Origin of the sequence: Corynebacterium sp. CCUG 51687 (assembly GCF_024453995.1) — a bacterium.
Classification (GTDB): Bacteria; Actinomycetota; Actinomycetes; order Mycobacteriales; family Mycobacteriaceae; genus Corynebacterium; species Corynebacterium pseudogenitalium.
The window spans coordinates 193478-219921 of sequence record NZ_JAGPYT010000001.1 but is presented as its reverse complement, the minus strand read 5'-3'; the positions used below and the strand labels follow the sequence as shown (position 1 = coordinate 219921).

Here is a 26444-nt window from a genome sequence, read left to right as displayed (position 1 = left end):
TAATAGTTTTTTGGGTTACCATAGCAATCGTTAATAGGCGTCGATTCTTGGACTGCGTTGAATGTTGATGCAGCCTCAACGCTTCAGAGCGACTTTTAGGCAAGGGAGTTCCACGTGCGTGATCTCGTAGACACAACAGAAATGTATTTACGTACAGTTTACGAACTTGAGGAGGAAGGCATTGTGCCGCTCCGCGCACGAATCGCAGAGCGGCTCGAGCAGTCTGGCCCGACAGTTTCCCAGACCGTCGCCCGCATGGAGCGCGACGGCCTGATTGTTGTTGAAACAGATCGCTCGCTCTCCCTTACCGACGAGGGACGCGCCCGTGCGACTGCGGTGATGCGTAAGCACCGCCTCGCAGAGTGCCTTCTCACCGGCATCCTCAAGTTGGATATTGAACAAGTGCACGACGAAGCATGTCGCTGGGAACACGTGATGAGTGAAGCCGTGGAAAAGCGCGTATACGAGGTACTCAACCACCCTCAGGTATCTCCGTTTGGCAACCCCATCCCTGCGTTGGATGAAATTGGCGGTTCAAATGTTGCTAAGCCTGAGCTTGGCACTCGCGCAACGGACTTAGATCTCTCCGAGGGTCGCGAAGCTGTAGTGGTCCAAATCAGTGAGATTCTGCAGCTTGAAGCAGAGCGTTTGCCAGAGCTGGCAGGCTTAGGCGATATCGTCGGCCAGAAAGTCATAGTGAGCCTTCTGGATGATGGCGGGCTACAGCTATCACTTCCTGGCCAAAAAGATTTCGTCATTCCTGATGACCTCGCGCATGCCGTGCGCATTGAGCTTCGGTAGAGACAATCTGCTGTTAGGAACCTGCAAGCATCTCTAGCTCCATCCAGACTGCTTCCCCGCCTTCTTCAACTGCGTGCAGGAGACCCTCATATTGACCGATCGCGAGTAACTGCAGGAGCACGTCGCTTAATGAGTGGTCCGGCATTTCTTGCAGCGCGCACTGTAGTGCGACCCCTGCCCAAGACCCGATCTCGCACCGCACAGCGATTACAGCCCACAACGCTAACGCGTTTGCCCGCACTGTCCCCACAGCATGGCGCGACAAGAATAGTAGTGGAGCAGCAAGTCGCTTTGGGTTCTGCATAATCGCGGGGATAAGTGTATCCCGCAGTAGAGCATGGGTGAGCAGAGCCGTCAAGCCTTCGAGCGCGATTCTCATTTCATTCGAGATTTCGCCGATTGGATTAGCATCGCGCTGGCCGATGAGGCAAGTCTCGGGCAAGCAAAGCAGAACCTCGATAATGCTTTCAATTTCTTCTTTCGCCAGTTTTGCCGGGTGTTCCTCCTCCCCAGCGTGGCTACCGCCCCACAAGTCTTTCAGTAGCTGCAACCCGTCTTTGCGTGTCTGTGCCTGGATTTGTTGCGCCAGTTGGACGGACTCCGAATCGACCGGCTCAAAATAGCTAAACGTGTCTTGTCTATCGAGTTCTGGGAGTATCCCCTGCTCAACGTATGGGCGCATCGATGGAGAGGAAATCACTGACGATACACAGCCACCAATGAGGGAGGACGCGCGATCGCATTCTTCGGCCGCATTCAATGGCGGTCCAAAAAGCAATGTATATGGGGTACCCTGCGCAATTTCGGAAACATGCCAGCACAGGTCGACTTTGAAACCGGTTTCTTCTTCGAGGAACTGCAAGCGATCAACTGCGTCTTTGACGAGCTCTGAGTTCGGAATACGGCTCACAATGACTGCAAGGTACGCGATGACGTCATCCCCCAGTAGGTATTGCGTCACGTCGGTCTTGAGGCTTTCTATGAATGCTTCAAGGCGCGTGAGGTCAACGCGAACTACAGGTCCAAGTTGAAGCCCACGTGTTCCTTCGCTGTCCGGAATGATGCCGAGCACCACGACCGATTCTTGAGGATAAAACCCTAGAACCCCGGGCAGGGCTGCGATGATATCTGATGGTCCAAAAAGTGATGAATTAGCTGCATTTATTTTCATACAGTTTAGACGTAGCCAACACAGCATCGGTTCCCGCTTTGCTAGAATTCCTTATTTTCAGCAGGAATATTTCTTCACCCCAGACGTTGTGGGTAAGTACAAAGTTAGATCCTTTCAAATTATCCTAGGAGCGGTCATACCAACGAATAATCGCATGTATGAACTTGAGTACCCGTCTCCCTCGAGTCTTGGCGAATCTCCTGAGGGGCCAACGCTCGTCGTTGCGTTACAGGGTTACGCAGATGCGGGCCATGCGGTTGAAGGGGTATCGAATCATCTCAACGCGGCGTTGGAAACCCGCACTTTAGCCACCTTCAATAACGATGAACTCATTGACTACCGCTCTCGCAGGCCTGCTGTAACCCTGGCGAATCACACGGTGGCCGACGTCGAAGAGATCGGCATTGAGCTGCGTGTTGTCCGCGACACAAAGGATATGCCGTTTCTGCTGCTGAGCGGGCCAGAGCCTGATCTGCGTTGGGAGGCATTTAGCAAGTCTGTGGCTGACCTTGCAGTGCAGTTTGGAGTTCAGCAAACGCTGTGCCTCTACGCTGCCCCTGTTGCCGCTCCCCATACCCGCCCAGTAGTGGTTTCCACACACGGAAATGATGAGAGCTTGGTGAAAGACAAGTATCTCTTCGACGGAATTATTACTGTGCCCGGGGCTGCCTCCATCATGATCGAGCGAGAGCTAGATAAGCGAGGCGAAAAGGTCGCTGGTTTTACTGCGCATGTACCTCATTACATTGCAAACTCTCCTTACCCGATGGCGGCGTTCCAGCTCATGCAGGCGCTCGAGGATACAGCAAATCTTCAGTTGCCACTCCGCGCGCTCGAGCAAGAGATAACAAGTGTTCAGCGTCAATTAGCAGAGCAAACGGCTGCGTCAAAGGAGATCGCGCAAGTCGTCTCGGCTCTCGAACAGCATTACGACCGTGAAGTTGAGGAGTACCGCAGGAACAATCCCAACGCAAAGATGCCCGGTGAGGCACAGGTTCCTTCCGGCGATGAAATCAGCGAAGCCTTCGAGAACTATCTCACGGCGATCGAGGACCAGCAGAGTCGTCCGCTTGTCGACGGACAACGGGGACTGCCTTTTGGCGATGATCTCAGTCAGGCTTTGCAGGATTTTTACTACATTGACCCAGCTCAGCCAACCGATGAGGAAGACGAGTAGCGGCTTTTCGCGACGAACTCGGCTACGGTAGTTGGCGTGACTCTTTCTACGTATTTGGCAGACCTTGACGACGTTCCAGCAGGCCTTTTTGAAGAGGCCGTCTGGGACTCTTTCACTGCGTGGACACAGAGTCGTGGAATCTCGCTTTATGAAGCTCAGGAAGAAGCTTCGCTTGCATTGCTTGCTGGGGATAATGTGATCCTGGCGACGCCAACCGGTTCGGGAAAGTCGATGGTGGCAAACGCTGCGCACTTCATTGCCATGGCTCGGGGGCAGCGCTCGTTTTATACTGCCCCAATTAAGGCGCTGGTGAGCGAAAAGTTCTTTGCACTGTGTGAGATCTTCGGAGCAGAAAACGTAGGCATGATGACCGGTGATGCCACAGTGAACAGCGGCGCCCCTATTATCGCAGCCACCGCTGAAATCGTCGCGAATATTGCGCTGCGAGAAGGTGAGCACGCGAAGATTCAGCAGGTCATCATGGATGAGTTTCACTACTATTCGGAGCCGGACCGCGGATGGGCATGGCAGGTGCCGCTACTGGAACTCCCACAGGCCCAGTTCCTTTTGATGTCTGCCACGCTTGGAGAAACTGCCTGGATAGAAAAGGATCTCACCGAGCGCACTGGCCGCGCAACCACGTATGTTGGTGGGTCGGAGCGTCCCGTGCCACTCGATTTCAGTTACGTGTTCTCCCCCGTCCACGAGACGATTGAAGAACTACTGGCGGATAACAAAGCGCCGATCTACGTTGTTCACTTCTCACAACGCGAGGCAGCAGAGCGAGCGCAGGCTCTGACCAGTATGAAAATCATCAACGCAGAGGAGAAGCAACGTATCGCAGAGGAGATCGGGAATTTTAGGTTCACGACTACCTTCGGTAAGACGTTGTCGAGGTTACTTCGAAAGGGCATTGGCATTCACCATGCCGGAATGCTGCCGAAGTATCGACGGCTCGTCGAAAAACTATCTCAAACAGGGCTTTTAAAGGTGATCTGCGGAACGGACACTCTCGGCGTCGGTATCAATGTGCCAATTCGTACTGTGCTGATTACCGGCCTGGCAAAGTATGACGGGACGAAACAACGCATCCTTAAATCGAGGGAGTTTCACCAAATCGCCGGCCGCGCGGGGCGAGCTGGGTACGACACCGAGGGCACGGTCGTCGTCGAAGCGCCAGAACACGAGATTGAGAATGCAAAGCTTCGGCGTCGCGCCGGCGACGATCCGAAGCGGCTTAAGAAGCTCAACAAGAAGTCAGCTCGTGATGGCGAAGTTACCTGGTCCGAAAAAACTTTCCAGCGCCTCACAACGGCAGAACCGGAGGAACTCACTAGCCAGTTCCAAGTATCGAATTCCATGTTGCTCAATGTTATTGCTCGCCCGGGTGACGGCTACGAGCACATGAAGCACTTGATTCGGAGCAACCATGACACACGCGCTAAGCAGAACCGTGACATTCTTACGGCAGTCGATCTGTTTCGCGGGCTCATCCAGGCTGACATTGTAGAACGCACTCCTGATTCTCCAGCGTATCGCCCCTATACTCTCACGCGAGAGCTGGACAGGGACTTTGCGCTCAACCAACCGCTTTCCCCGTTCGCGCTGGCATTTCTCACGGTGCTTGACCCCGAGTCTTCAACGTATTCGTTGGATGTAATCTCAGCGTTTGAGGCAATCTTGGATGACCCCCGTCAGGTGCTGCAAGCTCAGCAGTCAGCAGCTCGCGGCGAGGAGATCGCAGCTCTCAAGGCAGAGGGCGTCGACTACACGGAGCGCATGGCACTCATCGAAGACGTGACGTACCCTCAGCCGCTCGCGGAGGAACTGGAAGATGCATTTGAAACCTACTGCTCCAGTAACCCGTGGGCGAAAGAGTGGCAGCTTTCGCCAAAGTCGGTGGTACGCGACATGATCGAGCATGCGATGACGTTTTCGGATCTCATCGCAACCTACGGGCTATCCCGCTCTGAGGGTGTGGTGCTCCGCTACCTTACCGATGCGTGGCGCACCCTCTCCCACTCTGTGCCCGAGGCATACATGACTGAAGAGCTCGAAGATATCATCGTATGGCTTGGCGAACTGATCCGTCAGGTGGACTCGTCGCTCATTGACGAATGGGCGACGCTAGCTGATGACGACGCCCCAATCTCCCAGGACGTTCTCGACCGCGAGCTTGCATTCGGTGTTGAGGATCCTACGGCGCTCACAGCGAACCGCAGGGCGTTCAAAATCATGGTTCGCAACTACTTCTTTAGGCTTGTCGAACTGTTTGCGTTCGAAAAGGAAGAAGCCCTGGAGTCGATGCTTGAATATCTCGACCCCGATGTTCGGCCCGACTGGCCCTCGCTTCTTGACGATTACTTCGACGAGTACGACGATGTCATGATAGACGCAGATGCTCGCGGGCCAGAGTATTTCCGAGTTAAGGATGAAAGCTCGCGGCTCTGGGAAGTCGTACAGATCGTGAAAGATCCAGATGGGGACCGCAGCTTCCAGTTCCACGGCGTCGTCGATCTCGATGCCTCTGATGAGGCAGGAGAAGTTCGGCTGAGGGACTTGGACGTTGTCCAGATGTAGTCCCTCAGCCGACTATCGTGCAGAAGACGTAACAGTTAGCGTGCGTCTTCTACCACTACGGTCTGCGCAATGGCCTGGATAACAGCAGCAATCTTTACTGCCTCCCAGACCTGCTCCTTGGTCAGGCCCTCTTCGCGCACGACATTGGAGTGTGCAACAGCGCAATGCTCGCAGCCATTGATAGCAGATACTGCGAGCGACCACAGCTCAAAGTCTGCCTTCTCGACGCCAGGCTTCGAGATGATGTTCATGCGAAGGCCAAACTTTACCTGTGCAAAGTCATCGCCGAGCCAGCCCTTTGCGCGGTAGGCAACGTTGTTCATTGCCATAACAGTTGCTGCGCCGAAAGCGGCATCGAGAGCCTCTTCAGACAGGTGCTCCTTGGCCTCGTCCGTAATCTCAGAGATCACGGTGGGGTTCTTTGTCGCTGCAGCGGAAGCAACGAGAGTGCCCCACAGCTGCTGCTCGTTCAGCTCTGTAGAGCGTGTCAAGGAGCCAAGGTTCAGCTTCTGGTCTTTTGCATATTCAGGCAAAGCGCTGCGCAGGTTATCGATCGACATATCTCTTTTCTCTTTCCTCTCCATTGTTTATTAATAAATCCCCGTCACTGAGTATTGGACTAGTGACGGGGACTCGGAGTTCATTTACTTCAGGGATTCCTGAACGACAGCCAACTTGTCGATGTTCTTCGTTGGGTCGTTCTTCTGCCAGTCACAGGCGCAGACCTCTTCGGACTGGAGAGCATCCAAAACGCGAAGGACCTCTTCGACGTTACGGCCAACAGCATCCGGGGTGACAGACACGAACTGGATGACGCCGTCTGGGTCGATGATGAACGTTGCACGATCAGCGACGCCTGCCTCATTTTCAACGCCCAGTGCACGGATCAAGTCGTGGCGGACATCAGCAAACATTGGGAACGGAACGGCCTTCAGATCTGGGTGCGTTGCACGCCAGTTGAAGTGGGAGTACTCATTGTCAGTGGAGCCACCAAGGACCTGCGTATCGCGATCTTCGAACTCTTCGTTCAGCTTGCCGAACGCTGCGATCTCGGTTGGGCAGACGAACGTAAAGTCCTTCGGGTAGAAGAAAACGACCTTCCACTTACCCTCGTACTTTTCCAGGGATACATTCTCGAAGTAGTCCTCTGGGCTTGTTGCGTCGACCTCATGAAGGTCGCCACCCTTCAGCGCTACCAGATCGAACTCAGGGAAACGCTCGCCTACAGTCAGAATTGCCATAGCTTAACCTCCGAATGTGAGATGTCGTATATATACGGTCTTGGAATGCAATCGCTCGCACTCTGTCAAACATTGTGCCAGAAACGCCGCGCAATTTCAACAGCAAAACCTATTGCAATGCCGTATGGTTATAAGAATGAACAATAAAGAATATAAACCAACCTTGGCCCAACTTCGTACGTTTGTGACCTTCGCCGAGAATAGGCACTTCGGCACTGCTGCGAGCAAGCTCAACATTTCTCAACCGTCATTATCCCAGGCATTGGTCGCGCTAGAGACCGGTTTAGGGATTCAACTTATCGAGCGATCCACCCGAAAGGTCATCGTCACTCCAACTGGGGAGGCGCTCCTCCCCTATGCGAAAGCAACGCTTGAAGCAGCCGATGCTTTTGTTGCACATGCCCGCGGTGCACATGGGGTCCTTTCCGGGCCTCTCAATATCGGCATCATCCCCACCATCGCACCGTATATCCTGCCCACCCTTTTACAACTGATTCAGAGCGAGTTCCCCGATTTAACTCCTCGAATCATCGAAGAGCCCACCAAGCACCTACTCGCTAAATTGCGCGACGGAAACGTCGATGTGGCGCTGCTAGCCCTGCCTACACACGCGCCTGGAGTCAGTGAATTGGAACTCTATGACGAAGACTTCATCGTCGTAACAAATGAGAAACACAAGTTGTCTGGGCTCCAAAACCTTACTCTCGATGTCCTGGAAGAACTCGATTTGCTTCTTCTCGACGACGGCCACTGCCTGCGCGACCAAATAGTTGACCTTTGCAAGAACGTTCAAACTACACCCTCAAATTCAAGCCAATCAGATACACGGGCTGCGTCACTGACTACCATCATGCAGCTGGTTGTGGCTGGCCTTGGATCAACCCTCGTTCCCAAGTCAGCTATTGCAGCTGAGTGCACACGTCCTGGTTTGGGGCTTTCTACCTTCCAGAAGAGTGTCGACGCGAAGCGTACAATTGGACTGGCCTACCGCTCTTCTTCTTCCCGCATCCATGAGTTTGAGGAACTTGGAGCGTTGTGTAGAAAGGCGTACAAAGAGGTAGCGAAAACCAGTGATGCGATTCTGTCCCGCTAAACTGGGACGCTAGTTATGAAGGACCAGGAACAAACACCTAAGAAAGAACTCTTCCGCCAACTAGACAACGTGGAACTACGCGACGTCCGACGTCTTCGCCGTCGCATTCGACAGGCCAAGAACGGCAAGGAACTTAACAAAGTTGAAGAGGCAATTGCCCGAAGCTTGCACGTCGTTCGGGCGCGGGATGAACTCATTCCGAACATCGAGTACCCAGATGCACTCCCGGTTTCTCAGCGCAAGAATGACATCTTAGAAGCTGTCGCGAACCACCAAGTGACTGTTATTGCTGGTGAAACTGGATCCGGCAAGACCACCCAGATTCCTAAGATGCTGCTCGAGCTCGGCCGCGGTCGACGAGGGCGTATCGCGCATACTCAGCCGCGCCGTCTCGCTGCTAGAACTGTCGCTGAACGCATAGCGGACGAATTAGGTCAGAGCATTGGAGAATCGGTCGGCTACGCTATTCGCTTCGACGACAAGGTCAGCACCACTACCTCAGTGAAGCTCATGACAGACGGAATTCTCCTTACGGAGATTCAGCGTGATCGGTTCCTCAACGCGTATGACACCATCATTATCGATGAGGCGCACGAGCGTTCCCTGAACATCGACTTTTTGCTTGGATACGTCAAGGAGCTTCTCCCTAAACGCCCCGACCTGAAGGTCATCATCACGTCCGCCACCATTGACGTCGAACGCTTCGCGCAGCACTTCTGTGGCGAAGAAGGCAACCCCGCCCCGATTATTGAGGTTTCAGGTCGTACCTACCCGGTTGAGGTGCGCTACCGTCCGCTCGTCGAAAATGCCGGCGATCGTGAAATTGATATTGACATGATTGACGGTGTTATCAACGCCATCAAGGAGTTGATGGCAGAAGGCGACGGTGACATCCTCTGCTTTTTCGCCTCAGAACGTGACATCCGTGACTGCATGGAAGCAATTGAAAAGCAGCATTGGAAGAATGTTGAAGTCGCGCCACTTTTCGGACGCCTTTCGAACGCAGAACAGCACCGCGTCTTCTCCCCACATAGCGGGCGTAGGATCGTCCTCTCTACGAACATCGCCGAAACTTCGCTCACAGTGCCGGGAATTCACTACGTTGTGGACACTGGCCTCGCTCGCATTTCACGGTATTCAACGCGGACTAAAGTACAGCGTCTTCCAATTGAGGAGATATCCCAAGCCTCAGCAAACCAGCGCTCGGGCCGTTGTGGACGTGTTGCTGACGGTATCGCTATCCGCTTGTACTCGGAAGAGAACTTTAATTCACGCCCGGAATTTACTGACCCTGAAATATTGCGGACCAACTTGGCAAGTGTGATCCTGCAAATGATTTCTCTCAATCTCGGCGACATGCGGCACTTTCCATTCGTGGAATCCCCAGACGACAAAGCTATTCGCGATGGCCTTACGCTCTTGTACGAGCTCGGTGCAATCAAAGCAATACCAAAGGGTGAACTTCCAAAACTCACGAAAATTGGCCATACGCTTGCGAAAATCCCAGTCGACCCCAAGATGGCTCGCATGCTCGTCGAGGCCGAACGCTACCGGGTGTTGGAGGATGTCACCGCAGTTGTCGCCCATATGTCGATTCAAGACGTGCGCGAACGCCCCCTGGAATTTCAGGCACAAGCAGACCAAGCCCATGCACGCTTCAAAGACAAGACATCCGACTTTCTTTCAGCGCTCAAGCTCTGGGATTACGTCGGAGGTCTCCGTGAAGAGCTTTCAGGCAATCAGTTCAGAAAGCGCATGAAGCGTGAGTATTTGCACTATATGCGAATTCGTGAATGGCACGACCTCGTTCGTCAGCTCCGCGACGTCGAACGTCGACTGGGCTGGGACGTCGACAAAGCAATGACAATGACAACGAAACGTGACGCTGACTCGATTCATCGAGCATTGCTCACTGGCTTACTTTCGAATATCGGTGCTCGCGACGGAAACAGCAAGGAATACCAAGGTGCTCGTGGTACCCGTTTCCTGATTTTCCCAGGGTCATCGCTGGCCAAGACCCCACCAGAGTTTTTGATGGCAAGCGAGCTTGTAGAAACCTCGCGGCTTTGGGCCAGAGACGTGGCAAAAGTAGAATCCTCATGGATCGAGCACGCGGCAGGATCACTCCTGAAACATGTCTATTCAGAACCGTTCTGGTCACGGAAACGCGCATGCGCAATGGTTCATCAAAAATCGTTATTGTACGGCATCCCTATCGTGCGAGACCGACTTATCCCCTACCACCGCGTTGATCCTACGGCTGCGCGCGAGATGTTTATTCGTCACGCACTCATTGACGGCGATTGGACGAGGACTCATAAGTTTCTCGAACACAACAGCTTGTTGCTAAGCGAAGCCGCAGAAGTTGAAGAAAAGCTACGGCGTAGGGGCATCGTCGTTGACGAAGACACTCTATTCGATTTCTACGACGTGAAACTGCCGGATTCAGTCACAACAGCGAACAATTTTGACAGTTGGTGGAAGAAGCAACGGCAGCTCGATCCCGGATATCTTCACTTTGATCCAAGTAAACTCGTTGACGATTCTGCCCAGACTATCTCTGCAGAAGACTTTCCAATGTCATGGTCACAAGGGTCGATGCGGTTCGATGTGTCGTACAAATTCGAGCCTGGAACCGCCTACGACGGCGTTACCATCGCAATTCCCCTGCCTCTACTGGCCAGCGTTGAATCAGTCGGATTTGACTGGCTTGTACCTGGGCTACGTAAAGAGTTGCTGACTGAACTCATTCGTTCACTGCCGAAACCACTACGCAAGGGCGTCGTCCCCGCTCCAGACTTCGCTGACCGTGCACTTGAGCGTATGACGTTCGATCCACGCACGTCGGTTACCGAAGCACTGGCTCAGGCCCTCACTGAATTGGGTGCCAGCGGCATTAGCGGGCATGATTTCCGCACGCACCTGCTGCCACCGCACTTGCTCATAACGTTTGCAGTCATTGATAAACGTGGGAAGATTGTCGACTCAGACAAGAGTCTCCTTGCTTTGAAGAAGCGTCGGGCCACACAGATTCGTTCTTCAGTCGCGAAAGCAAGCCGCCACTCTGAAACTGCCGAAGTTCCTGTATGGACCGAAGACACACTCGGCGATATTCCCGAAAGTACGACCACAACCATTGATGGCAACAAAGTCGAGGCCTATCCTGCGCTCGAGGTGACTCCCAAAGGCGTTCGCGTTGCTGTGCATCCAACCCGGGCGAGTGCTGATGCATCAATGATGACGGCAACGCTCACGTTGCTGCTGCGGGCAATCGAGGTTTCCGATACTCAGATGACGAAGGGACTGCCACTACAGCAACGTGTCGCTGTTGATAGGTATCCACATGGCGGGGCTTCCGGCCTTGTCGAAGACGCTCGCGTTGCAGCAATCCGCGACGCGATGATTCAAGCCGGCGGCCCTGTGAGGTCACCTGCTGATTTCGACGCACTATGTGCGAAAATTAAACCGACTATTCCGGGAGCTGTCCGACGATCAATTGTATCGATCGCGCCAGGTCTCGCTGCATACTCAGATTTGATGCAAGAGCTCAAGAATTGGTCTGGTCCTGCGATTGACGATATTCGGGAGCAACTAGCATTCATGCTGCCCGCGAACGCTATCACGGTTCATGGCATGCAACACCTACAGCACCTCCCCCGTTACATAGAGGCAATCCAGATACGGCTTGAGCATCTAGAAGCGGAACCGGAACGTGACGAAGAGCGGCAGGCTGAAGTAGCAAATGCTAAGGCTTACCTAGAGCGACGAATGGAACAGCTCCCTGCCCAACGCAGGAAGACACGCGCATACAAGGACGTGATGTGGCGAATTCAGGAGCTGCGAGTGAGTTTGTTTGCACAACACCTTGGCACCCAAAAGCCTGTGAGCGTGCGTCGTATTGAAAAAATGGTCGATAAACTTCGCTAGTGAGCCTCGGACTTTATTCCAGTCCCTCTCGCTCGCGTCGTTTCATCAAGCGGATTTCCGACTGGAAATCTTCGGCGCTTTCAAAAGACTTGTACACCGAGGCAAATCGCAGGTACGCAACCTCGTCCAGTGTGCGAAGCGGTTCCAATACCGCCAGTCCAATGTCATTTGCCGCAACTTGAGAACTTCCTTGGGCCCGAACCGTCTCCTCTACTTGCTGCGCTAGCCGCTTCAATGCGTCGTCGCTAACGTTCCTGCCTTGACAAGCACGCCGAACACCAACGATCAACTTTTCCTTGTCGAACGGTTCAGTTACTCCATTGCGCTTCACAACGGTCAGCACGGCCTTCTCGATCGTTGTGAATCGGCCTCCGCACGAGGTGCACTCTCGCCGCCGCCGGATAGCAGAGCCCCCGTCTACAACACGAGAATCTGTAACTCGCGATTGTTCGTGATGACAAAACGGACAGTACATCTACACCCCACTATCTCGGAGAACAGTTATCACCCCCCTACATTAGCGGGTTAACGTTGCGCTGCAGAAGCGACTTCATAGCTATGAGCAACGTTCGAATCGTCCCGCGACACCGAGTCCCACTCGCTATTACCGAAATCGCCCGAGATAAGTACAGCGACGAACATAGTTACCCCAAGAAGGGCTCCCATTAGAACGTTTGCTCGCTGCTCTTGAGGCTCGGCGGAAGAATAAACGGTTGGCTCGAGAGCATCTGCAGCCGCCCAGTGGCAACGAAAGTTCTGGTTGATAACCTGCTCGTGGCGTGACGGCTTACCCCCTCGATCACCCCGCATGGGTACAAAATCCCACACTTCAGCTGGCATTGAAGACCGTGGTGCAAGTGGAGCTCCCGCCATATCAGCACGAGTAGAAATCATTTTCGCCTGGTCAATGATACTCATAAAATGCCCCTTACCTCATTTCGCGAATTCGATGGTTTCTCATCTCACGCGAAACATTTTTAGCGTATTTGTTCGATTTAACTTCTATGTTCGATTTATACCATCCCACATCGCATCCCCACAACCCCCCAACTATCGAACATATTTGCCCTCTTTGATATATTCTGTACAGAAGACACTATCAAGACTCAATGTGAGGACCCATGGCACGCAAGAACACAACCAGTGAAAAGTTCGATATGAGCGTACTTTCAGACAGACAAAAGCGAATCCTTCAAGTCATTCGCGACGCCGTCGTATTACGTGGCTATCCACCAAGCATTCGAGAGATCGGCGACGCCGCAGGACTCCAATCGACTTCTTCTGTCGCCTACCAGCTGAAGGAGCTCGAAAAGAAAGGGTTCCTTCGCCGTGACCCAAACAAGCCACGAGCCGTAGACCTCCGCCACCTGCCAGAATCTATGGGAGGTTCGGTTACACCGAAAAACGATGCGGACATTGATGGAACTTCTCCAGCACGGATGATCCCTGTCCTCGGCCAAATCGCCGCTGGAACTCCGATCCTGGCAGAGGAAAACATTGAACACTACTACCCCCTGCCGGAAGAACTACTCGATAGCGGCGACCTCTTCATGCTTCAGGTGGTTGGAGAATCAATGCGCGATGCAGGCATTCTCAATGGTGACTGGGTAGTCATTCGCTCACAACATGTTGCCGAAGAGGGCGAGTTCGTAGCAGCGCTAATTGACGGGGAGGCAACTGTCAAGGAGTTTCATAAGGACTCTTCCGGAGTATGGCTCATTCCTCATAACGATGCCTTTTCTCCGATACAAGGCAACGACGCCGAGATTATGGGCAAAGTGGTCTCTGTTTTCCGGACCCTGTAGCCATTTTTCGCCATTTCGCCCCCAACCGGGGGCTATCAAACACATGTAAAAGCATTCGGGCGCACGGTTTTGCAACAATAGGGGCAACCTAATTTTTGAACCCTGCTGATTCGTGGTTGCCCCACGGAGGAGTTGTATGTACGCCGAAGAGAGAAGAAGGCAGATCGCGTCACTTACCGCAGTCGAAGGACGCGTGAATGTTACGGAGCTGGCCGAACGGTTTGATGTAACAGCCGAGACCATCAGGCGGGACTTGGCAATTCTCCATAATGAAGGAATTGTCCACCGCGTTCACGGCGGAGCCGTCGCTAGCCAATCATTTCTCACCACAGAGTTTTCTCTTGATGCCCGGTTCCGGTCGGCACCGACCGCCAAATCGGCGATCGCGCGCGCTGCGACACAGTTTCTCCCAGAGGATCCTGGCGCTGGCATCTTTCTCGACGCCGGCACCACCATCAATGGACTGGCCGATCTTATTGCCGCAGCAGGAAAAACACAGCATTGGTCTATAGTTACGAACTCCCTCCCGATCGCGCTAGACCTATCATCCTGCGGGCTTACAGACGTTCAGCTCCTCGGGGGGACAGTCCGTGCAATCACCCAAGCTGTTGTAGGCGATACGGCATTACGCACTCTCGCGCTTATGCGTGCAGATGTTGCTTTTATTGGCACGAATGCCTTGACTATTGACCACGGCCTCTCTACCGCCGACGCCCAAGAGGCAGCCGTCAAATCTTCAATGGTCACCAATGCACGCAAGGTAGTTGTGCTCTGCGACTCCACGAAGCTCGGCAATGATTATCTAGTTAGCTTTGCGCCGCTAGACGCAATTGACGTCGTTGTTACCGACACAGACGCACCAGAGAGCTTTGTCAGCGAATTGCGGGAGCGTGGAATCAAGGTCGTCCTTGCCGAAGAGTGAAACAAAAGGAATCAAATGCCCGATTGTGCCCGTTCTATTGCATTAACGGACACAATCGGTCATTATGGCTTTAGTAGCGCTTTTCGATACTGCAGCTGCACAACAGACTTTCGGTAGGCGCTACCCCACAGGGCACCAATTACTCTAAGGATGCGCCACATGATTCTGACGTTCACTCCGAATCCAAGTACAGATGCAACGCTTTCTGTAGCAACGTTGCGTCGCGGCGAAGTCGCCCGTGCCATTACCGCTACGCGAGAAGCTGGCGGAAAAGGCGTCAACGTGGCCCACGCCGTAGCGAAGGCTGGAAGAGCGGCACTCGCTGTAGTTCCCTGCGGGGAAAGCGACCCTTTCAAGTTCGCTGCTAACCGACTCGGTTTTCCTTTTGTTTTCATCCCGGTTGAGGGCAATATCCGTACCAATACTGCGATTACTGAATCCGACGGTACGACTACCAAAATCAATGAGCCTGGCCCTCAATACACCATTGATGTCCAGCAGGGGTTCCTCGACGCGCTTGATTCGCATAGCAGCGAATGTAAGGCCGTCGTCATGGCAGGGTCGCTGCCAAGTGGAGCCCCGGCGGATCTCTACGCAACGTTGACCCGAGAAATCCGATTGAGGCTCGCCGAAGACGTACTGGTGGCCGTCGACACATCAGACGAACCCCTGGTAAAGCTGGGAGATCAGCTTGAATCTGCAGCCCCCGATATCCTGAAACCCAACGCTTTTGAATTAGCACAATTGGTGGGAGCCGATGGGCATGTACTAGAGACTAGCGCTTCAGCCGGAGACTACTCCGAGGTTGTTCAGGCAGCGAAACGCTTGATTCAGCGAGGGGCTAAAGAAATTCTCGTCACCCTCGGTGGCGCAGGTGCTTGCCTGGTCACCGCAGACTCTGCCTGGGCAGCAACGCCCCCACCGACTGTTGTGAAATCTACCGTTGGAGCAGGCGACAGCTCACTTGCTGGATATGTTATGGCTCGCACTCAACGCCTGCCGTTGGACCAGTGCCTCCAAACCGCGGTCGCCTATGGCTCTGCTGCAGCAGGCCTACCAGGTACCGGGATTCCAAGCCCTGACGACATCAACTTGGAACAAACCCAAGTCGTAGAAATCGATTCATAATTTAAGAGAACAGGAGTCCACCATGAGTGACAACATCATCACTCCACAACTCGTTAGTCTCGATGTGGACTACGGGTCGACGCCAAGAGAGGTCATCGAACACCTCGCGCAGCAAGCCCAGGACGCAGGCCGAGCAAGCGACAGCTTGAAGCTAGCCGACGCAGCTTACGCCCGTGAGCAGAAAGCTGGCACCGGTGTGAATGGCCGTGTTGCAATCCCCCACTGCCGCACCGAAGCAGTCGAAACCCCAACGTTGGTTTTTGCCAGGTTACAGCGGCCCGTTGACTTCTCGGGGCCAGATGGAGACGCAGAGCTTGTATTTTTGATCGCTGCTCCTGAAGGCGGCGGTAAGGCGCATTTGAAGATCCTTTCCAAGCTCGCACGTGCCTTGGTACGCGGCGACTTCGTAACTCAGCTCCGCGAGGCAAAGGATGAGCAAACGGTCGTCAACGCGGTACTGGACGTCGTCAACGCTGCTCCTAAGAAGAAAACTGCCGCAGCACCTACTCCCGCTGCGACGGGCAAGACCGATGGCGTGAAAAAGTTTAGGATTGCAGCTGTTACATCGTGCGCGACCGGCATTGCCCACACATACATGGCAGCCGACGCTCTGACACAAGCTGCGCAGGCTCGCGATGATGTCGAGTTTCAGGTGGAGCCGCAAGGTTCTTCCGGCGGCGATCCTCTGGATCAGGCCTACATCGACAGTGCTGACGCCGTAATCTTCGCCCATGATGTTGCTGTGCGTAACAAAGCACGTTTTGCAGGCAAGCCGGTCGTTGATAGTCCAGTAAAGCGTGGCATCAACGAGCCAAACAAGATGATCGACGAGGCCATTGCCGCTGCAAACGATCCGAATGCACCAAGAGTCACCACGGCGGGATCGGAGCAGCGAGAAGACTCCGCTTCCTCTGGTGAAAGCTGGCCAAAGAAGATCCAGCAAGCTGTAATGACCGGTGTGTCGTACATGGTGCCTTTCGTTGCAGCAGGCGGCCTGCTCCTCGCGCTTGGTTTCCTCTTCGGCGGATACGACATGGCGAATGGCTGGCAGTCCCTCGTCACGAACTTCTCCCCGACCCACCTGCCTGGACATACAATCGATGTCGACGGTGAAATGATGACGTTCCGCCGTTCCGGCTGGCTTCTGTATCTCGGTGCTGTCATGTTCGCGACAGGCCAGATGGGCATGGGCTTCGTTGTTGCGGCGCTCTCCGGCTACATCGGGTATGGCCTTGCAGGACGTCCAGGTATCGCGCCAGGATTTATCGGCGGTGCTATCTCCGTCATGGTTGGCGCAGGTTTTATCGGCGGCCTTGTCACAGGTCTGCTGGCTGGTTTGATCGCATACTGGATCCAGACATGGAAGGTTCCGCGCTGGCTCGGGTCCCTGATGCCAGTGGTCATCATCCCGCTGCTGACTTCCCTTGCTATCGGCCTCATCATGTTCTTACTGTTGGGGCGTCCGCTTGAGTCTCTCATGCTGGGACTGCAGGGCTGGCTTGAGTCGATGAGCGGATCCTCTGCGGTCCTGCTTGGCGTCATCATCGGGCTCATGATGTGCTTTGACCTAGGTGGCCCAGTCAACAAGGCGGCGTACCTCTTCGGAACCGCTGGTCTGTCTGCGGGAACGGAGGCAAGCTTCCAAATTATGGCGGCTGTAATGATTGCTGGCATGGTTCCCCCGATCGCACTGTCAATCGCGACGTTCCTCCGCAAAGGATTGTTTACCCCGGCGGAGCAAGAGAACGGCAAATCCGCATGGCTCCTCGGACTGTCGTTTGTCAGCGAGGGCGCAATCCCGTTTGCTGCAGCTGACCCGTTCCGCGTTATCCCTTCGATGATGCTCGGTGGCGCCACTGCTGGCGCGGTCAGCATGGCACTCAATGTTGGTGTGCAGGCTCCACACGGTGGTCTCTTCGTGCTCTTTGCCTACGAGCCTTGGTGGGGACTGTTCGTCGCGCTCATTGCAGGCGTGGCGGTCGCAACTGTAGCGGTCATCGTCGCTAAGCAGTTCTGGCCAAACGAGGAGATCCAGAAGGTCGCTGCCCAAGCAGAACCTGCAGCGGTGGCGAACTAAGGACACAGGCCCCTAAACTGAATACAGAAACTCGATAGATACTTTCAAAGCAGAAAGGATGAAGCACATGGCTTCAAAGACAGTTAAAGTCGGATCCACCGTTGGACTGCACGCACGTCCAGCAACCATTATTTCTGACGCCGCCGGTGAATACGATGACGAGGTCATCCTGACCCTTGTCGGTGACGAGGACGAGGAAGAGACGGATGCTGCTTCCTCGTTGATGATCATGGCAATGGGCGCCGAGTTCGGTGATGAGGTCACCGTTACCTCTGACAACAGTGAGGCAGTTGAAAAGATTGCCGCATTGATCGAGAAGAACCTCGACGAAGAGTAAATCCCACAACAAAAGCCCGGGCGCTACATCTGAGCGCTCGGGCTTTTGCTTGTTCGAGCTATTTTCGAGATGCAGCGTTGAACTGCCCCTCACCCACTGTGTTGTAAATCCACTTCAACAGAGGATAGAACACGATGATGCCGACCGACCCCAGGGCAATGCCCTCAAGCGTCACCTGACCGACAGTGAACGACAGGTTGCCGATACCAACAATGAGTGCCACAGCCGCAACTGTTAGGTTCACCGGGTTCGTGAAATCTACCTTGTTATCCTGCCAAATACGTACACCAAGCATTCCAATCAGGCCGTAAAGAACCAGGCACGCTCCGCCCAGCACACCGGCCGGGATTGTGAAGATGACTGCGCCGAACTTCGGGATGAACGCCAAAACGATCGCGAAACACGATGCGACCCAATACGCAGCCGTCGAGTAAACCTTGGTAGCAGCCATCACGCCAATGTTCTCCGCATAAGTCGTCGTACCAGAGCCGCCAAAGCCACCAGCCAATGTCGTCGCGATACCGTCACCGATCAACGCCCTGCCTTGGTATGGGTCCAGGTCGCGTTGCGTCATCTCAGAAACTGCCTTGACATGACCAATATTCTCCGCGATCAGCACGACGATGACAGGAAGCGTCACCAAAATCGCTGAGAGGTGGAACTCTGGCGTATGGAACTGCGGCAAGCCGATCCAAGGACTAGCGCCAATTGTGTCCAGTGCATCATCCGATAACCCGCCAGTGAGCGCCGCAAACACCCAGCCGACGATGACGCCGATCAGAATGCTCAGACGAGACAGCATTCCCCTCGCAGCGACAGTCAGCAGAGCAATCGTGCCGAGCGTGACAAACGCGACTCCGGGCTGAGTTTCCACATTAGAAACGGCAGTCGGCGCAAGATTGAAACCGATCAACGCGACGATGGCACCAGTGACCGTGGGAGGCATGACGGCGTCGATAACTTTCTTGCCTGCAAGTTGAACAACAAAGCCAACTGCAATCAACGTCAGACCCGTGATGAGTACCCCGCCCAACTGAGAGCCGATTCCGTACTGGGACGACGCAGACAGCGGCGCGATGAAAGCGAATGACGAGCCAAGGTAGCTAGGCAGTTTATTACGGGTAATCAGCAAAAAGATGATGGTTCCCAGTCCTGAAAACAGCAGCGTTGTGTTTACAGGGAATCCCGTCAACGTGGGAACGAGAAGTGTAGCTCCGAACATTGCTACGACATGCTGCATGCCGATGCCAATTGTTCGAGGCCAAGAAAGGCGTTCATCAGGGGCGACCACCGCGCCGGGCAGAACGCGGCGCCCGTCGCCATGCAAGGTCCATCCAATAGTTTTACTCACAGGCTCATATTATGTCGCTATATAATTGCCGAAAGCGAATTGGGCAAAGTAGCGTAATACGCATGGAGATTTTCATTCGCCGCACGGCAGACGAAATCGGCGATTTCGCTGCAAACATGATTGCACCATTCGTCAAGCAAGGTGCAACGCTTGGTCTTGCTACTGGCTCGACACCGAGTCCAACGTATCAGTCACTAATCCGAAAGCACCGCGAGGAAGGCCTCAGCTTCGCCGACTGTGACGCATTCTTGCTCGACGAATACTACGGAATCGATCAACACCACGAGCAGTCATACTGGTCCACAATCCGACGCGAGCTGACGGCATCAATCGATATCGATGACGCGGCCGTGCACTCGCTTAGCAGCTCAGCGGCCGATCCGGAGCAGGAGGCTGCGACGTATGAGTCCATGATGAAAGACGCCGGTGGTGTCGACATTCAGCTGCTCGGCATCGGCGCGAACGGCCACATCGCTTTCAACGAGCCGACCAGCTCGCTGAGTTCCCGGACCCGACTGATTGATCTACGCCCGCGGACCATTGCTGACAACGCACGCTTCTTCGAGTCAGAAGATGAAGTGCCTCGCCAGGCAATGACGCAGGGCATCGGCACCATCCTGGAAGCGAAGAAGATCCTCCTCATCGCTACCGGTGCAGCGAAGGCCGAGGCTGTCCAAGCAATGATCGAAGGGCCCTTGAGCTCTTTCTGCCCTGCCTCATCGCTGCAAATGCACAACGATGTGTGCATATTACTCGACGAAGCCGCAGCATCCGGCCTCGGCGATGTGGAGTTCTACAAGGAGATCGACGCCTACTGGCGTTAATTCACCACTCCAGCAGTCTCTAGTAGACCTGCTGGACAAACTCGTCATACTGGCGCGCCAGAACTCGTGGCAAGCGGACATCGATCCTGGTGCCGTCGGTTTCATATTCTTCGGAGCGAATCGTCCCGTGTTCATGGACGAGTGAGACAACATCTCCTCGGGTGTACGGGATCAGCATGACTACATGTTCATCGAGCGTGTTCAGGAACATCTCGATTTTTCCCTCGAGTTCAGCAATACCCTCACCCGTGAGCGCAGAGACAAACACCGCTTCCCGACCGGTCGCGTCAAACACGTGGCGTAACTCTGCCAAAACCACAGGGTCAGCGGAGTCAATCTTGTTGACGACCACAATCTCCGGAGGCAATTCGGAATCTTGATCTCGCGTAATCTCTGCCAGCACCTCGCTCACGGCAGCAATCTGCTTGAGTGGGAACTCGTCTGCTCCATCAACGACGTGTAGCAAAAGGTCTGCATTGCTCACTTCCTCCAGCGTCGACTTAAACGCCTCGACCAACTGGGTCGGCAGGTGCCGGACGAAACCAACTGTGTCCGTCAAAACGACGTTTCGCCCATCGGCCAGCGTTGCGCGTCTCGTGGAGGGGTCAAGCGTTGCAAACAATGCGTCTTCCACAAGCACGCCGGCGTCCGTCATTGCGTTAATGAGTGAGGACTTCCCTGCGTTCGTGTATCCGGCAATCGCAATCTTGGGTGTCGTCGAGCTCTGCCTCTTCGCGCGCTTAATCTGACGAACAGTCTCCATGTCTGCTAATTGATGACGCAGCTTTGCCATCTCTGAGCGCAACCTTCGCCGGTCTGCCTCAATTCTGGTTTCACCAGGACCGCGCAAACCAACGCCGCCATTCGAACCCGCACGACCACCGGCCTGGCGCGAAAGGTTGCCGCCCCAACCACGGGTACGGGTGTAGAGATACTCCATCTGCGCGAGGCTAACTTGTGCTTTGCCCTCCTTGCTCTTTGCGTGTTGAGCAAAGATATCCAGAATGAGCATCGTTCGGTCGATCACTTTAGAGTTGAGGGCTTCCTCTAGCGCCACCATTTGACCAGGGGATAGCTCACCGTCGAATACGACGGTGTCCACTCCACTGGCGTCGACAATCTCGCGCAGCTCTTTCACCTTTCCGGAACCAATGTATGTCCCTGGATCCGGCTTATCTCGTTTTTGATAGAGCATGTCAATAACTTCAGCGCCTGCGGTTTCGGTCAGTGCTGCCAATTCCCGCATGTTTGCTTCCATTTCGGCAGTGGAACCTTCAGTCCATGCTCCAACAAGGATGACGCGCTCGAGCCGCAGTTTACGGTACTCGACTTCGTAGATGTCTTCCCGGTCTTCGTTGCGCAGCTCTGTCGTGGTGTTTACGCGACGAAACGAGTTTCGTTCCTCTAGGTCGAGTGCGCCCTGTGTTGGCGTCGATAGGTCTGTTCCCGAGGTTTCGGTGCGCGTCTGTGCGTTATGGCGAAACGCTTCATCCAGCAACGCCTCATGCGAATCAGGAGTGGTTGATTTCGAATTCATGCAAGCTTTCAAAAATAGTGTGTATACGTAACTTTTTTCGCTTTCTTCCTTGCTCAACGGTAGCCCACCCATTTTTCTTCCACCACATTTCTTCACCTCAGAGCGCATTCGACTAGGCTTCACACTTATGAACCAACAACCTCTGACTGAAAACAAGGATCTGGCCGCGATCGGCCTGAACTTTCCTAAGTGGCAAGACGCGGTAGAAGCTGCAATCGCATCCGGTCGCCTGGGTGTTATCGGTGAGGTACGCGGCGGCCAAATGGTCCAATACCAGGACCGCTCTGGTGCCCAGCTGAATATCTTGGCAGTTGAGCCATTCGCCACCTTTGCCGGCTTTGAAGGCATCACACGCACAAACGCGCACATCACCCCGGCAACCGATGTGGTTGCGCTTGCTGAGGTTGTGGATCCACATGGGAACCCAATCGGATCTCTGACGCTAAACCTGGCGCAGGAGCCATTGATCGTCGATGAGCCCACAATCCAGTGGCAAGAGCTCAGCGTGACCGCCCTTGCGCTCCATGTGAGCACGTACGAATCCACCTCAGCTTATCTTGAGGAGCACCCTGGTAGCACGGTTGGCACAGTCGCTTCTGCAGGAGCCGAAGCGATTGCAACTGGCGCAGCCTCCTCCCCCGATGCAAAAGCCACTTTTTCCGCACGCGTGCTGGAAGCTGAGTACCGCACGTCGGAGTTGACGGGTGACCGCTTCATTCATGTTTCAGTCGACGGGGCGTTTCCATTCGACGTTTGCTTACCTGATGGCGATCTCCCCCAACGCGACCAAGTCATCGCCGGCAACGCCGTCATGGTCGGTACCATCCCGGTGCCTACAGGTGGCGGATGTGGTGGTTGTGGTGGCTCCTGCGGTTGCGGTGGCGGTTGCTAGGAACTAGGCACTACTCATGGATCCAGCACGTCGTGATCTTTCCATAGCACTGTGGGGCGCCCTGATCTTCGCCGTCATGGTGCTGCTTGTGCTGCTCCTCAAGACTCCTGGCGCCATCATCGCCGGGCTGCTTGGTGTCACGGCGCTTTTGACCCGCAGGCGTTTTATCCCTAACCCGGAAGTAGAGTCGCTTCGCTCATCGCTTCTGATTGCGTGCGATGACATCCGCGACATCGTTGAAGCGTTTGATAACTTGCAACATGGTAGCTCGACGCAGGCGTTGGCCGACCGCACGCTTCATTTTCCCGCGCTTGCGAACAGCGATCTTTCTGTACCCGAAATCAGCGAATTTCATCTCAAGTACAGTGCGGCACAGCGCTTTCTCGCGCGCGTTGACACCTACCTGCAGTCACCGGACCTGGAACGCGTCCACCTTGAAAAACTCATTCGAATTGCGGACGAGCGCGCCCTCGAGCTTGAGGACGCCTGGGTGGCTGCCCGTAACGCTGCTCGAGAAATTGGTCCGTCGTAATCAACCAAGGTGTGCTACTAGTTCCGCAACGTCATAGTTCGCCGCGTCAATCCAAGTGATTCGTTTGTCGCGCCTAAACCAGGATTTCTGACGCCGCACATAGCGCCGCGTTCGCAGTTTGGTGTCCTCGCAAGCTTCGTCGATGGTGAGGTGGCCGTCGATAACTCCAAGTCCTTGGGCGTATCCGATAGCTCTGCCAGCAGTCGAATCCTTCACTAATCCCTGGCCCACCAACCGATGAATCTCATCGATGAGCCCCTGCTCGAACATCGCATCAGTACGCTGCGCAATCCGCGGGTTGAGCCACTCTGGGGTTGTCTCCAGCCCAATCATGCGCGTACCCCAGCGTGTAGGGGCGTTTTTGGGGGGTTGAGATGCCTGAAAAGGCTTACCAGTAAGCTCAATGACTTCGAGTGCACGCACTGTGCGCCGGGGGTCACGGTCTTCAATTATCGACGCCGCCACAGGGTCAACTGCAGCTAGCTGCGCATGAAGGCGATCTATTCCGATTTCCTTCAATAGAGACTCGTAGCGCCCGCGGACTTCGGGGTCGGTCGGCGGGAACTGCCAAGCGTCGACAAGTGACTGCATGTACAGCATGGACCCACCAACGAGAATCGGCAGCTTTCCTCGATTGGAGATCTCCTCAACGGTCTCCACCGCTCGTTGCTGATATTCTGCAACACTGGCGGTCTTCGTAACCTCCCAGATATCAAGCAGGTGGTGCGGTATTCCTTGTCGCTCCGCAAGAGGCAATTTGGCAGTGCCGATATCCATCCCGCGGTAAAGCTGCATCGAGTCAACGTTGACAATCTCACCCTCGAGTTCGTGCGCAAGCGCGAGACTCAGCGAGGACTTACCTGAAGCCGTCGGGCCGACGATTGCTACTGGTTGGTGTCCGATCTCCTTGTTCACTGCTCTACCTCCCAGTAAGCAACATACCGACCAACGCCCAACGTGTCGTCTACGTCTACGAGTGTGGCATTCGTTGGCTGCAGTGTTTGTAGCTCAAGCCAAATATCTGGTTCCAGTACTCCTGCGTCTCGCATTTCCTGCTCACGGATCAGGGAGCTTTGCTTTCCTGACAACAAAGCCTGGAGTTTGTCGTGCGTATCGGCAGCTGCAGGGATTAACGCTAGCGGGGCGCGAGTTGTCAGCCCTGCAGGTCCATCGATTACCAACACTGTGAGCACCGAAGGATCTAACGGCAACAGGTGCTCGCGACTCTCACGCACCGTAGCCCCGTGAAGGCAGTATCTGGCGACAAGTTCGCCTAATACGTGCCCTCCTCCTACTTCGACGTGTGGTGCTCCCCAGGCAGCAAACGAGCCAGCAAGGTGCGTTGCCCATCTCCTGTCGTGGCTGCACACAATGTCAATAGTTTTCGTCAGTTTTCCGGCTGTGTCTCTAATTGAGTTCAGCAAACGCTGCGACGGTTCGTCAGCAGGTGCGAGTTCTCGCACGAGAGCTGGCGAACCAGGCATGACAAGTAGGCAGGCACGGGCTTCATTCACCTCGCCCACCATAGTGGGGTTTTCTCGGAGTTGAAACCATGACACATGACGCATGTTCGTCTGCAACACGCTAGAGTTATGAAGACGAGAATGCCGTCGATTATGTATCTCGGCGCCGTGACGCGCGGCACAGCTATTTGTGAAAGGACTGTTTCATGACTTCCTCGACTCCAAAGCCACAGCCACCAGCTGGACGTCCGAACCCGGCTGCCATGCCGAAGCAAACGCCGAAGCCCGGACCTCGTCCAGGTGCGGCGCAGTCTGTTCCTTCACAGCGGGTTGTTCCACTCGCGCATGCTCAGTCGTCATCAGCGAACACTGATCCGTCGAAGTTCGGGCGCGTCGATGATGCCGGCAATGTTTTTGTCACCCGTGACGGCGTTGAGCGTCAGATCGCATCTTGGCAGGCCGGGTCTCCCGAGGAAGGACTTCGCCACTACGGGCAGCGTTTCGACGACCTCATCGTCGAAACTGAAGTCCTGGAGGCGCGACTCACTGCACACCCAGAGGACGCACACACTCTGCATCGCAGCGTGACTGAGCTGAAAGAATCGCTGAAAGACGTCGCCGCAATTGGCGACTTCGCAGCGCTCGAGGCACGCCTAGAAGAATTACTGCGCAAAACAGAGGTTGCGGAACACGAAGCAAAGGAACTCAAGCAGACGCGACGGGCTAACGCAATTGCCAAAAAGGAAACTCTAGCGGCCGAGGCTGAGGAGATCGCCGAGAAATCTACAGACTGGAAGGCTGCCGGGGACAGGATTCGAGCGATCCTCGAAGAATGGAAGACGATCCGCGGTATCGATCGCACAACCGACGACGCGCTCTGGAAGCGCTACTCGCGTGCACGAGATGCCTTCAATCGCCGTCGTGGGGCTCACTTCGCTGAGCTCGATAGGAATCGCGCAACGGCTCGTCGTATCAAGGAGGATATCATCGCCCGCGCGCAGGCAATCCAGGACTCAACGGATTGGAACGCCACCGCCCGTGCCTACCGCTCTCTGATGGATGAGTGGAAAGCAGCCGGACGCGCCCCACGTGGCGTCGACGATGAGCTGTGGGCAAAGTTCCGCGCTGCTCAGGATCACTTCTTCGCCGCCCGCAACGCCGTAAACGCGGAGCGCGACCGTGAATTTGAAGCAAATGCTGCAGCTAAGGACGCACTTATAGATGAGTATGACGCGCTCATCACCCCAGAGAAGGGTCTAGGTGCGGCACGCGCCAAGCTGCGTGAGCTCCAGGAGAAGTGGGACGAAATTGGATTTGTGCCTCGCAACAAGGTCCGTACGTACGAAGACAAGATTGCTCGGCTGGAACAGCGCGTAGCGGATGCAGAGGAATCACGGTGGCGCAAAGCAGACCCTGAGGCACAAGCGCGGGTGAATCAGTTCCAGGAGAAAGCTGATCACTTCCTGCAGCAGGCTCAGGAAGCTGAGGCAGCCGGGAATTCCTCCAAGGCGGCGAAGCTCCGTGAACAGGCCGAGCAGTGGCAGGAGTTTGCCAACGTCGCGGCGAAGGCCGTCGACGAGCAGTAG

At 54.8% G+C, this 26444-nt stretch carries 23 protein-coding genes; 14 read left to right on the top strand and 9 right to left on the bottom strand.

The annotated features are described in order from the left end of the window. Positions 1 to 114 precede the first annotated feature (114 nt). Positions 115 to 801 carry a metal-dependent transcriptional regulator gene (locus KBX13_RS01025; protein ID WP_256020354.1) on the top strand — a complete coding sequence of 229 codons (687 nt, stop codon included), beginning with the start codon at positions 115 to 117 and terminating at the stop codon, positions 799 to 801. Between the two features lie 13 nt (positions 802 to 814). Here KBX13_RS01025 and KBX13_RS01020 read toward each other — a convergent pair whose 3' ends face one another. Beyond that, complete coding sequence (locus tag KBX13_RS01020) at positions 815 to 1972, bottom strand: DUF4192 domain-containing protein (RefSeq protein ID WP_256020353.1); 1158 nt, start codon at positions 1970 to 1972, stop codon at positions 815 to 817. A 154-nt stretch (positions 1973 to 2126) separates the two neighbouring features. Between KBX13_RS01020 and KBX13_RS01015 the strand changes: the two genes are divergently transcribed. Together KBX13_RS01015 and KBX13_RS01010 are read left to right on the top strand one after the other, a co-directional pair. After that, the gene (locus tag KBX13_RS01015; RefSeq protein ID WP_070362346.1) at positions 2127 to 3149 is read left to right on the top strand and encodes a PAC2 family protein; all 1023 of its coding nucleotides are present in this window, start codon (positions 2127 to 2129) and stop codon (positions 3147 to 3149) included. 36 nt (positions 3150 to 3185) lie between these two features. Beyond that, entirely contained in the window at positions 3186 to 5729 is a 2544-nt protein-coding gene (locus tag KBX13_RS01010) for a DEAD/DEAH box helicase (RefSeq protein WP_256020351.1), read from the top strand. A 35-nt stretch (positions 5730 to 5764) separates the two neighbouring features. Here KBX13_RS01010 and KBX13_RS01005 read toward each other — a convergent pair whose 3' ends face one another. Together KBX13_RS01005 and KBX13_RS01000 are read right to left on the bottom strand one after the other, a co-directional pair. Next, entirely contained in the window at positions 5765 to 6289 is a 525-nt protein-coding gene (locus KBX13_RS01005; protein WP_256000254.1) for a carboxymuconolactone decarboxylase family protein, read from the bottom strand. A gap of 84 nt (positions 6290 to 6373) precedes the next feature. Then, entirely contained in the window at positions 6374 to 6970 is a 597-nt protein-coding gene (locus tag KBX13_RS01000) for a peroxiredoxin (RefSeq protein ID WP_252930837.1), read from the bottom strand. 136 nt (positions 6971 to 7106) lie between these two features. Here KBX13_RS01000 and KBX13_RS00995 point away from each other — a divergent pair, with 136 nt between their 5' ends. Beyond that, positions 7107 to 8063, top strand: coding sequence for a hydrogen peroxide-inducible genes activator (locus tag KBX13_RS00995; RefSeq protein WP_256020349.1), 957 nt, complete (start codon positions 7107 to 7109; stop codon positions 8061 to 8063). 15 nt (positions 8064 to 8078) lie between these two features. Further along, a complete protein-coding gene (gene hrpA / locus KBX13_RS00990) occupies positions 8079 to 11990 on the top strand; it encodes an ATP-dependent RNA helicase HrpA (RefSeq protein ID WP_256020347.1) in 3912 nt (1303 codons plus the stop codon). A 13-nt stretch (positions 11991 to 12003) separates the two neighbouring features. Here hrpA and nrdR read toward each other — a convergent pair whose 3' ends face one another. Both nrdR and KBX13_RS00980 read right to left on the bottom strand, forming a co-directional pair. Beyond that, the gene (nrdR, locus tag KBX13_RS00985; RefSeq protein WP_070362341.1) at positions 12004 to 12465 is read right to left on the bottom strand and encodes a transcriptional regulator NrdR; all 462 of its coding nucleotides are present in this window, start codon (positions 12463 to 12465) and stop codon (positions 12004 to 12006) included. A 50-nt stretch (positions 12466 to 12515) separates the two neighbouring features. Next, positions 12516 to 12908, bottom strand: a complete 393-nt coding sequence (locus KBX13_RS00980; RefSeq protein ID WP_256020345.1) for a hypothetical protein — start codon at positions 12906 to 12908, stop codon at positions 12516 to 12518. A 203-nt stretch (positions 12909 to 13111) separates the two neighbouring features. On the opposite strand from KBX13_RS00980, the gene lexA reads away from it, so the two are divergent. The 5 genes from lexA (at position 13112) to KBX13_RS00955 (ending at position 18259) form a co-directional block, all read left to right on the top strand. Then, positions 13112 to 13795, top strand: coding sequence for a transcriptional repressor LexA (gene lexA / locus KBX13_RS00975; RefSeq protein WP_070478937.1), 684 nt, complete (start codon positions 13112 to 13114; stop codon positions 13793 to 13795). Between the two features lie 136 nt (positions 13796 to 13931). Next, complete coding sequence (locus KBX13_RS00970; RefSeq protein ID WP_070478936.1) at positions 13932 to 14717, top strand: DeoR/GlpR family DNA-binding transcription regulator; 786 nt, start codon at positions 13932 to 13934, stop codon at positions 14715 to 14717. Positions 14718 to 14876: 159 nt separating this feature from the next. Continuing rightward, entirely contained in the window at positions 14877 to 15845 is a 969-nt protein-coding gene (locus KBX13_RS00965; RefSeq protein WP_070362337.1) for a 1-phosphofructokinase family hexose kinase, read from the top strand. Between the two features lie 22 nt (positions 15846 to 15867). Beyond that, positions 15868 to 17922: a fructose-specific PTS transporter subunit EIIC gene (locus KBX13_RS00960; protein WP_070362336.1), complete on the top strand. Its 2055-nt coding sequence runs from the start codon at positions 15868 to 15870 to the stop codon at positions 17920 to 17922. A gap of 67 nt (positions 17923 to 17989) precedes the next feature. After that, positions 17990 to 18259 (top strand): HPr family phosphocarrier protein, encoded by a 270-nt coding sequence (locus tag KBX13_RS00955; RefSeq protein ID WP_070363496.1) that lies wholly within the window; start codon positions 17990 to 17992, stop codon positions 18257 to 18259. A gap of 58 nt (positions 18260 to 18317) precedes the next feature. Here the strand turns inward: KBX13_RS00955 and KBX13_RS00950 are convergent, their stop codons facing one another. Then, positions 18318 to 19610, bottom strand: coding sequence for a uracil-xanthine permease family protein (locus KBX13_RS00950; RefSeq protein WP_070362335.1), 1293 nt, complete (start codon positions 19608 to 19610; stop codon positions 18318 to 18320). A gap of 62 nt (positions 19611 to 19672) precedes the next feature. Here KBX13_RS00950 and nagB point away from each other — a divergent pair, with 62 nt between their 5' ends. Next, a complete protein-coding gene (gene nagB / locus KBX13_RS00945) occupies positions 19673 to 20434 on the top strand; it encodes a glucosamine-6-phosphate deaminase (RefSeq protein ID WP_256020343.1) in 762 nt (253 codons plus the stop codon). A gap of 19 nt (positions 20435 to 20453) precedes the next feature. Here nagB and hflX read toward each other — a convergent pair whose 3' ends face one another. Beyond that, positions 20454 to 21971 (bottom strand): GTPase HflX, encoded by a 1518-nt coding sequence (gene hflX, locus KBX13_RS00940; RefSeq protein ID WP_256020341.1) that lies wholly within the window; start codon positions 21969 to 21971, stop codon positions 20454 to 20456. Between the two features lie 127 nt (positions 21972 to 22098). Here hflX and KBX13_RS00935 point away from each other — a divergent pair, with 127 nt between their 5' ends. After that, on the top strand, positions 22099 to 22863 hold the full coding sequence (locus tag KBX13_RS00935; RefSeq protein WP_256020339.1) for a hypothetical protein: 765 nt from the start codon (positions 22099 to 22101) through the stop codon (positions 22861 to 22863). 16 nt (positions 22864 to 22879) lie between these two features. Further along, positions 22880 to 23395 carry a hypothetical protein gene (locus KBX13_RS00930; RefSeq protein ID WP_071572552.1) on the top strand — a complete coding sequence of 172 codons (516 nt, stop codon included), beginning with the start codon at positions 22880 to 22882 and terminating at the stop codon, positions 23393 to 23395. On the opposite strand, the gene miaA is transcribed toward KBX13_RS00930, so the two are convergent. Beyond that, positions 23396 to 24310 carry a tRNA (adenosine(37)-N6)-dimethylallyltransferase MiaA gene (gene miaA, locus KBX13_RS00925; protein WP_256020337.1) on the bottom strand — a complete coding sequence of 305 codons (915 nt, stop codon included), beginning with the start codon at positions 24308 to 24310 and terminating at the stop codon, positions 23396 to 23398. Then, positions 24307 to 24630 carry a hypothetical protein gene (locus KBX13_RS00920; protein ID WP_256008116.1) on the bottom strand — a complete coding sequence of 108 codons (324 nt, stop codon included), beginning with the start codon at positions 24628 to 24630 and terminating at the stop codon, positions 24307 to 24309. Before KBX13_RS00920 ends, miaA begins: the two co-directional genes overlap by 4 nt. A 434-nt stretch (positions 24631 to 25064) precedes the next feature. On the opposite strand from KBX13_RS00920, the gene KBX13_RS00915 reads away from it, so the two are divergent. Continuing rightward, on the top strand, positions 25065 to 26444 hold the full coding sequence (locus tag KBX13_RS00915; protein WP_370687303.1) for a DUF349 domain-containing protein: 1380 nt from the start codon (positions 25065 to 25067) through the stop codon (positions 26442 to 26444).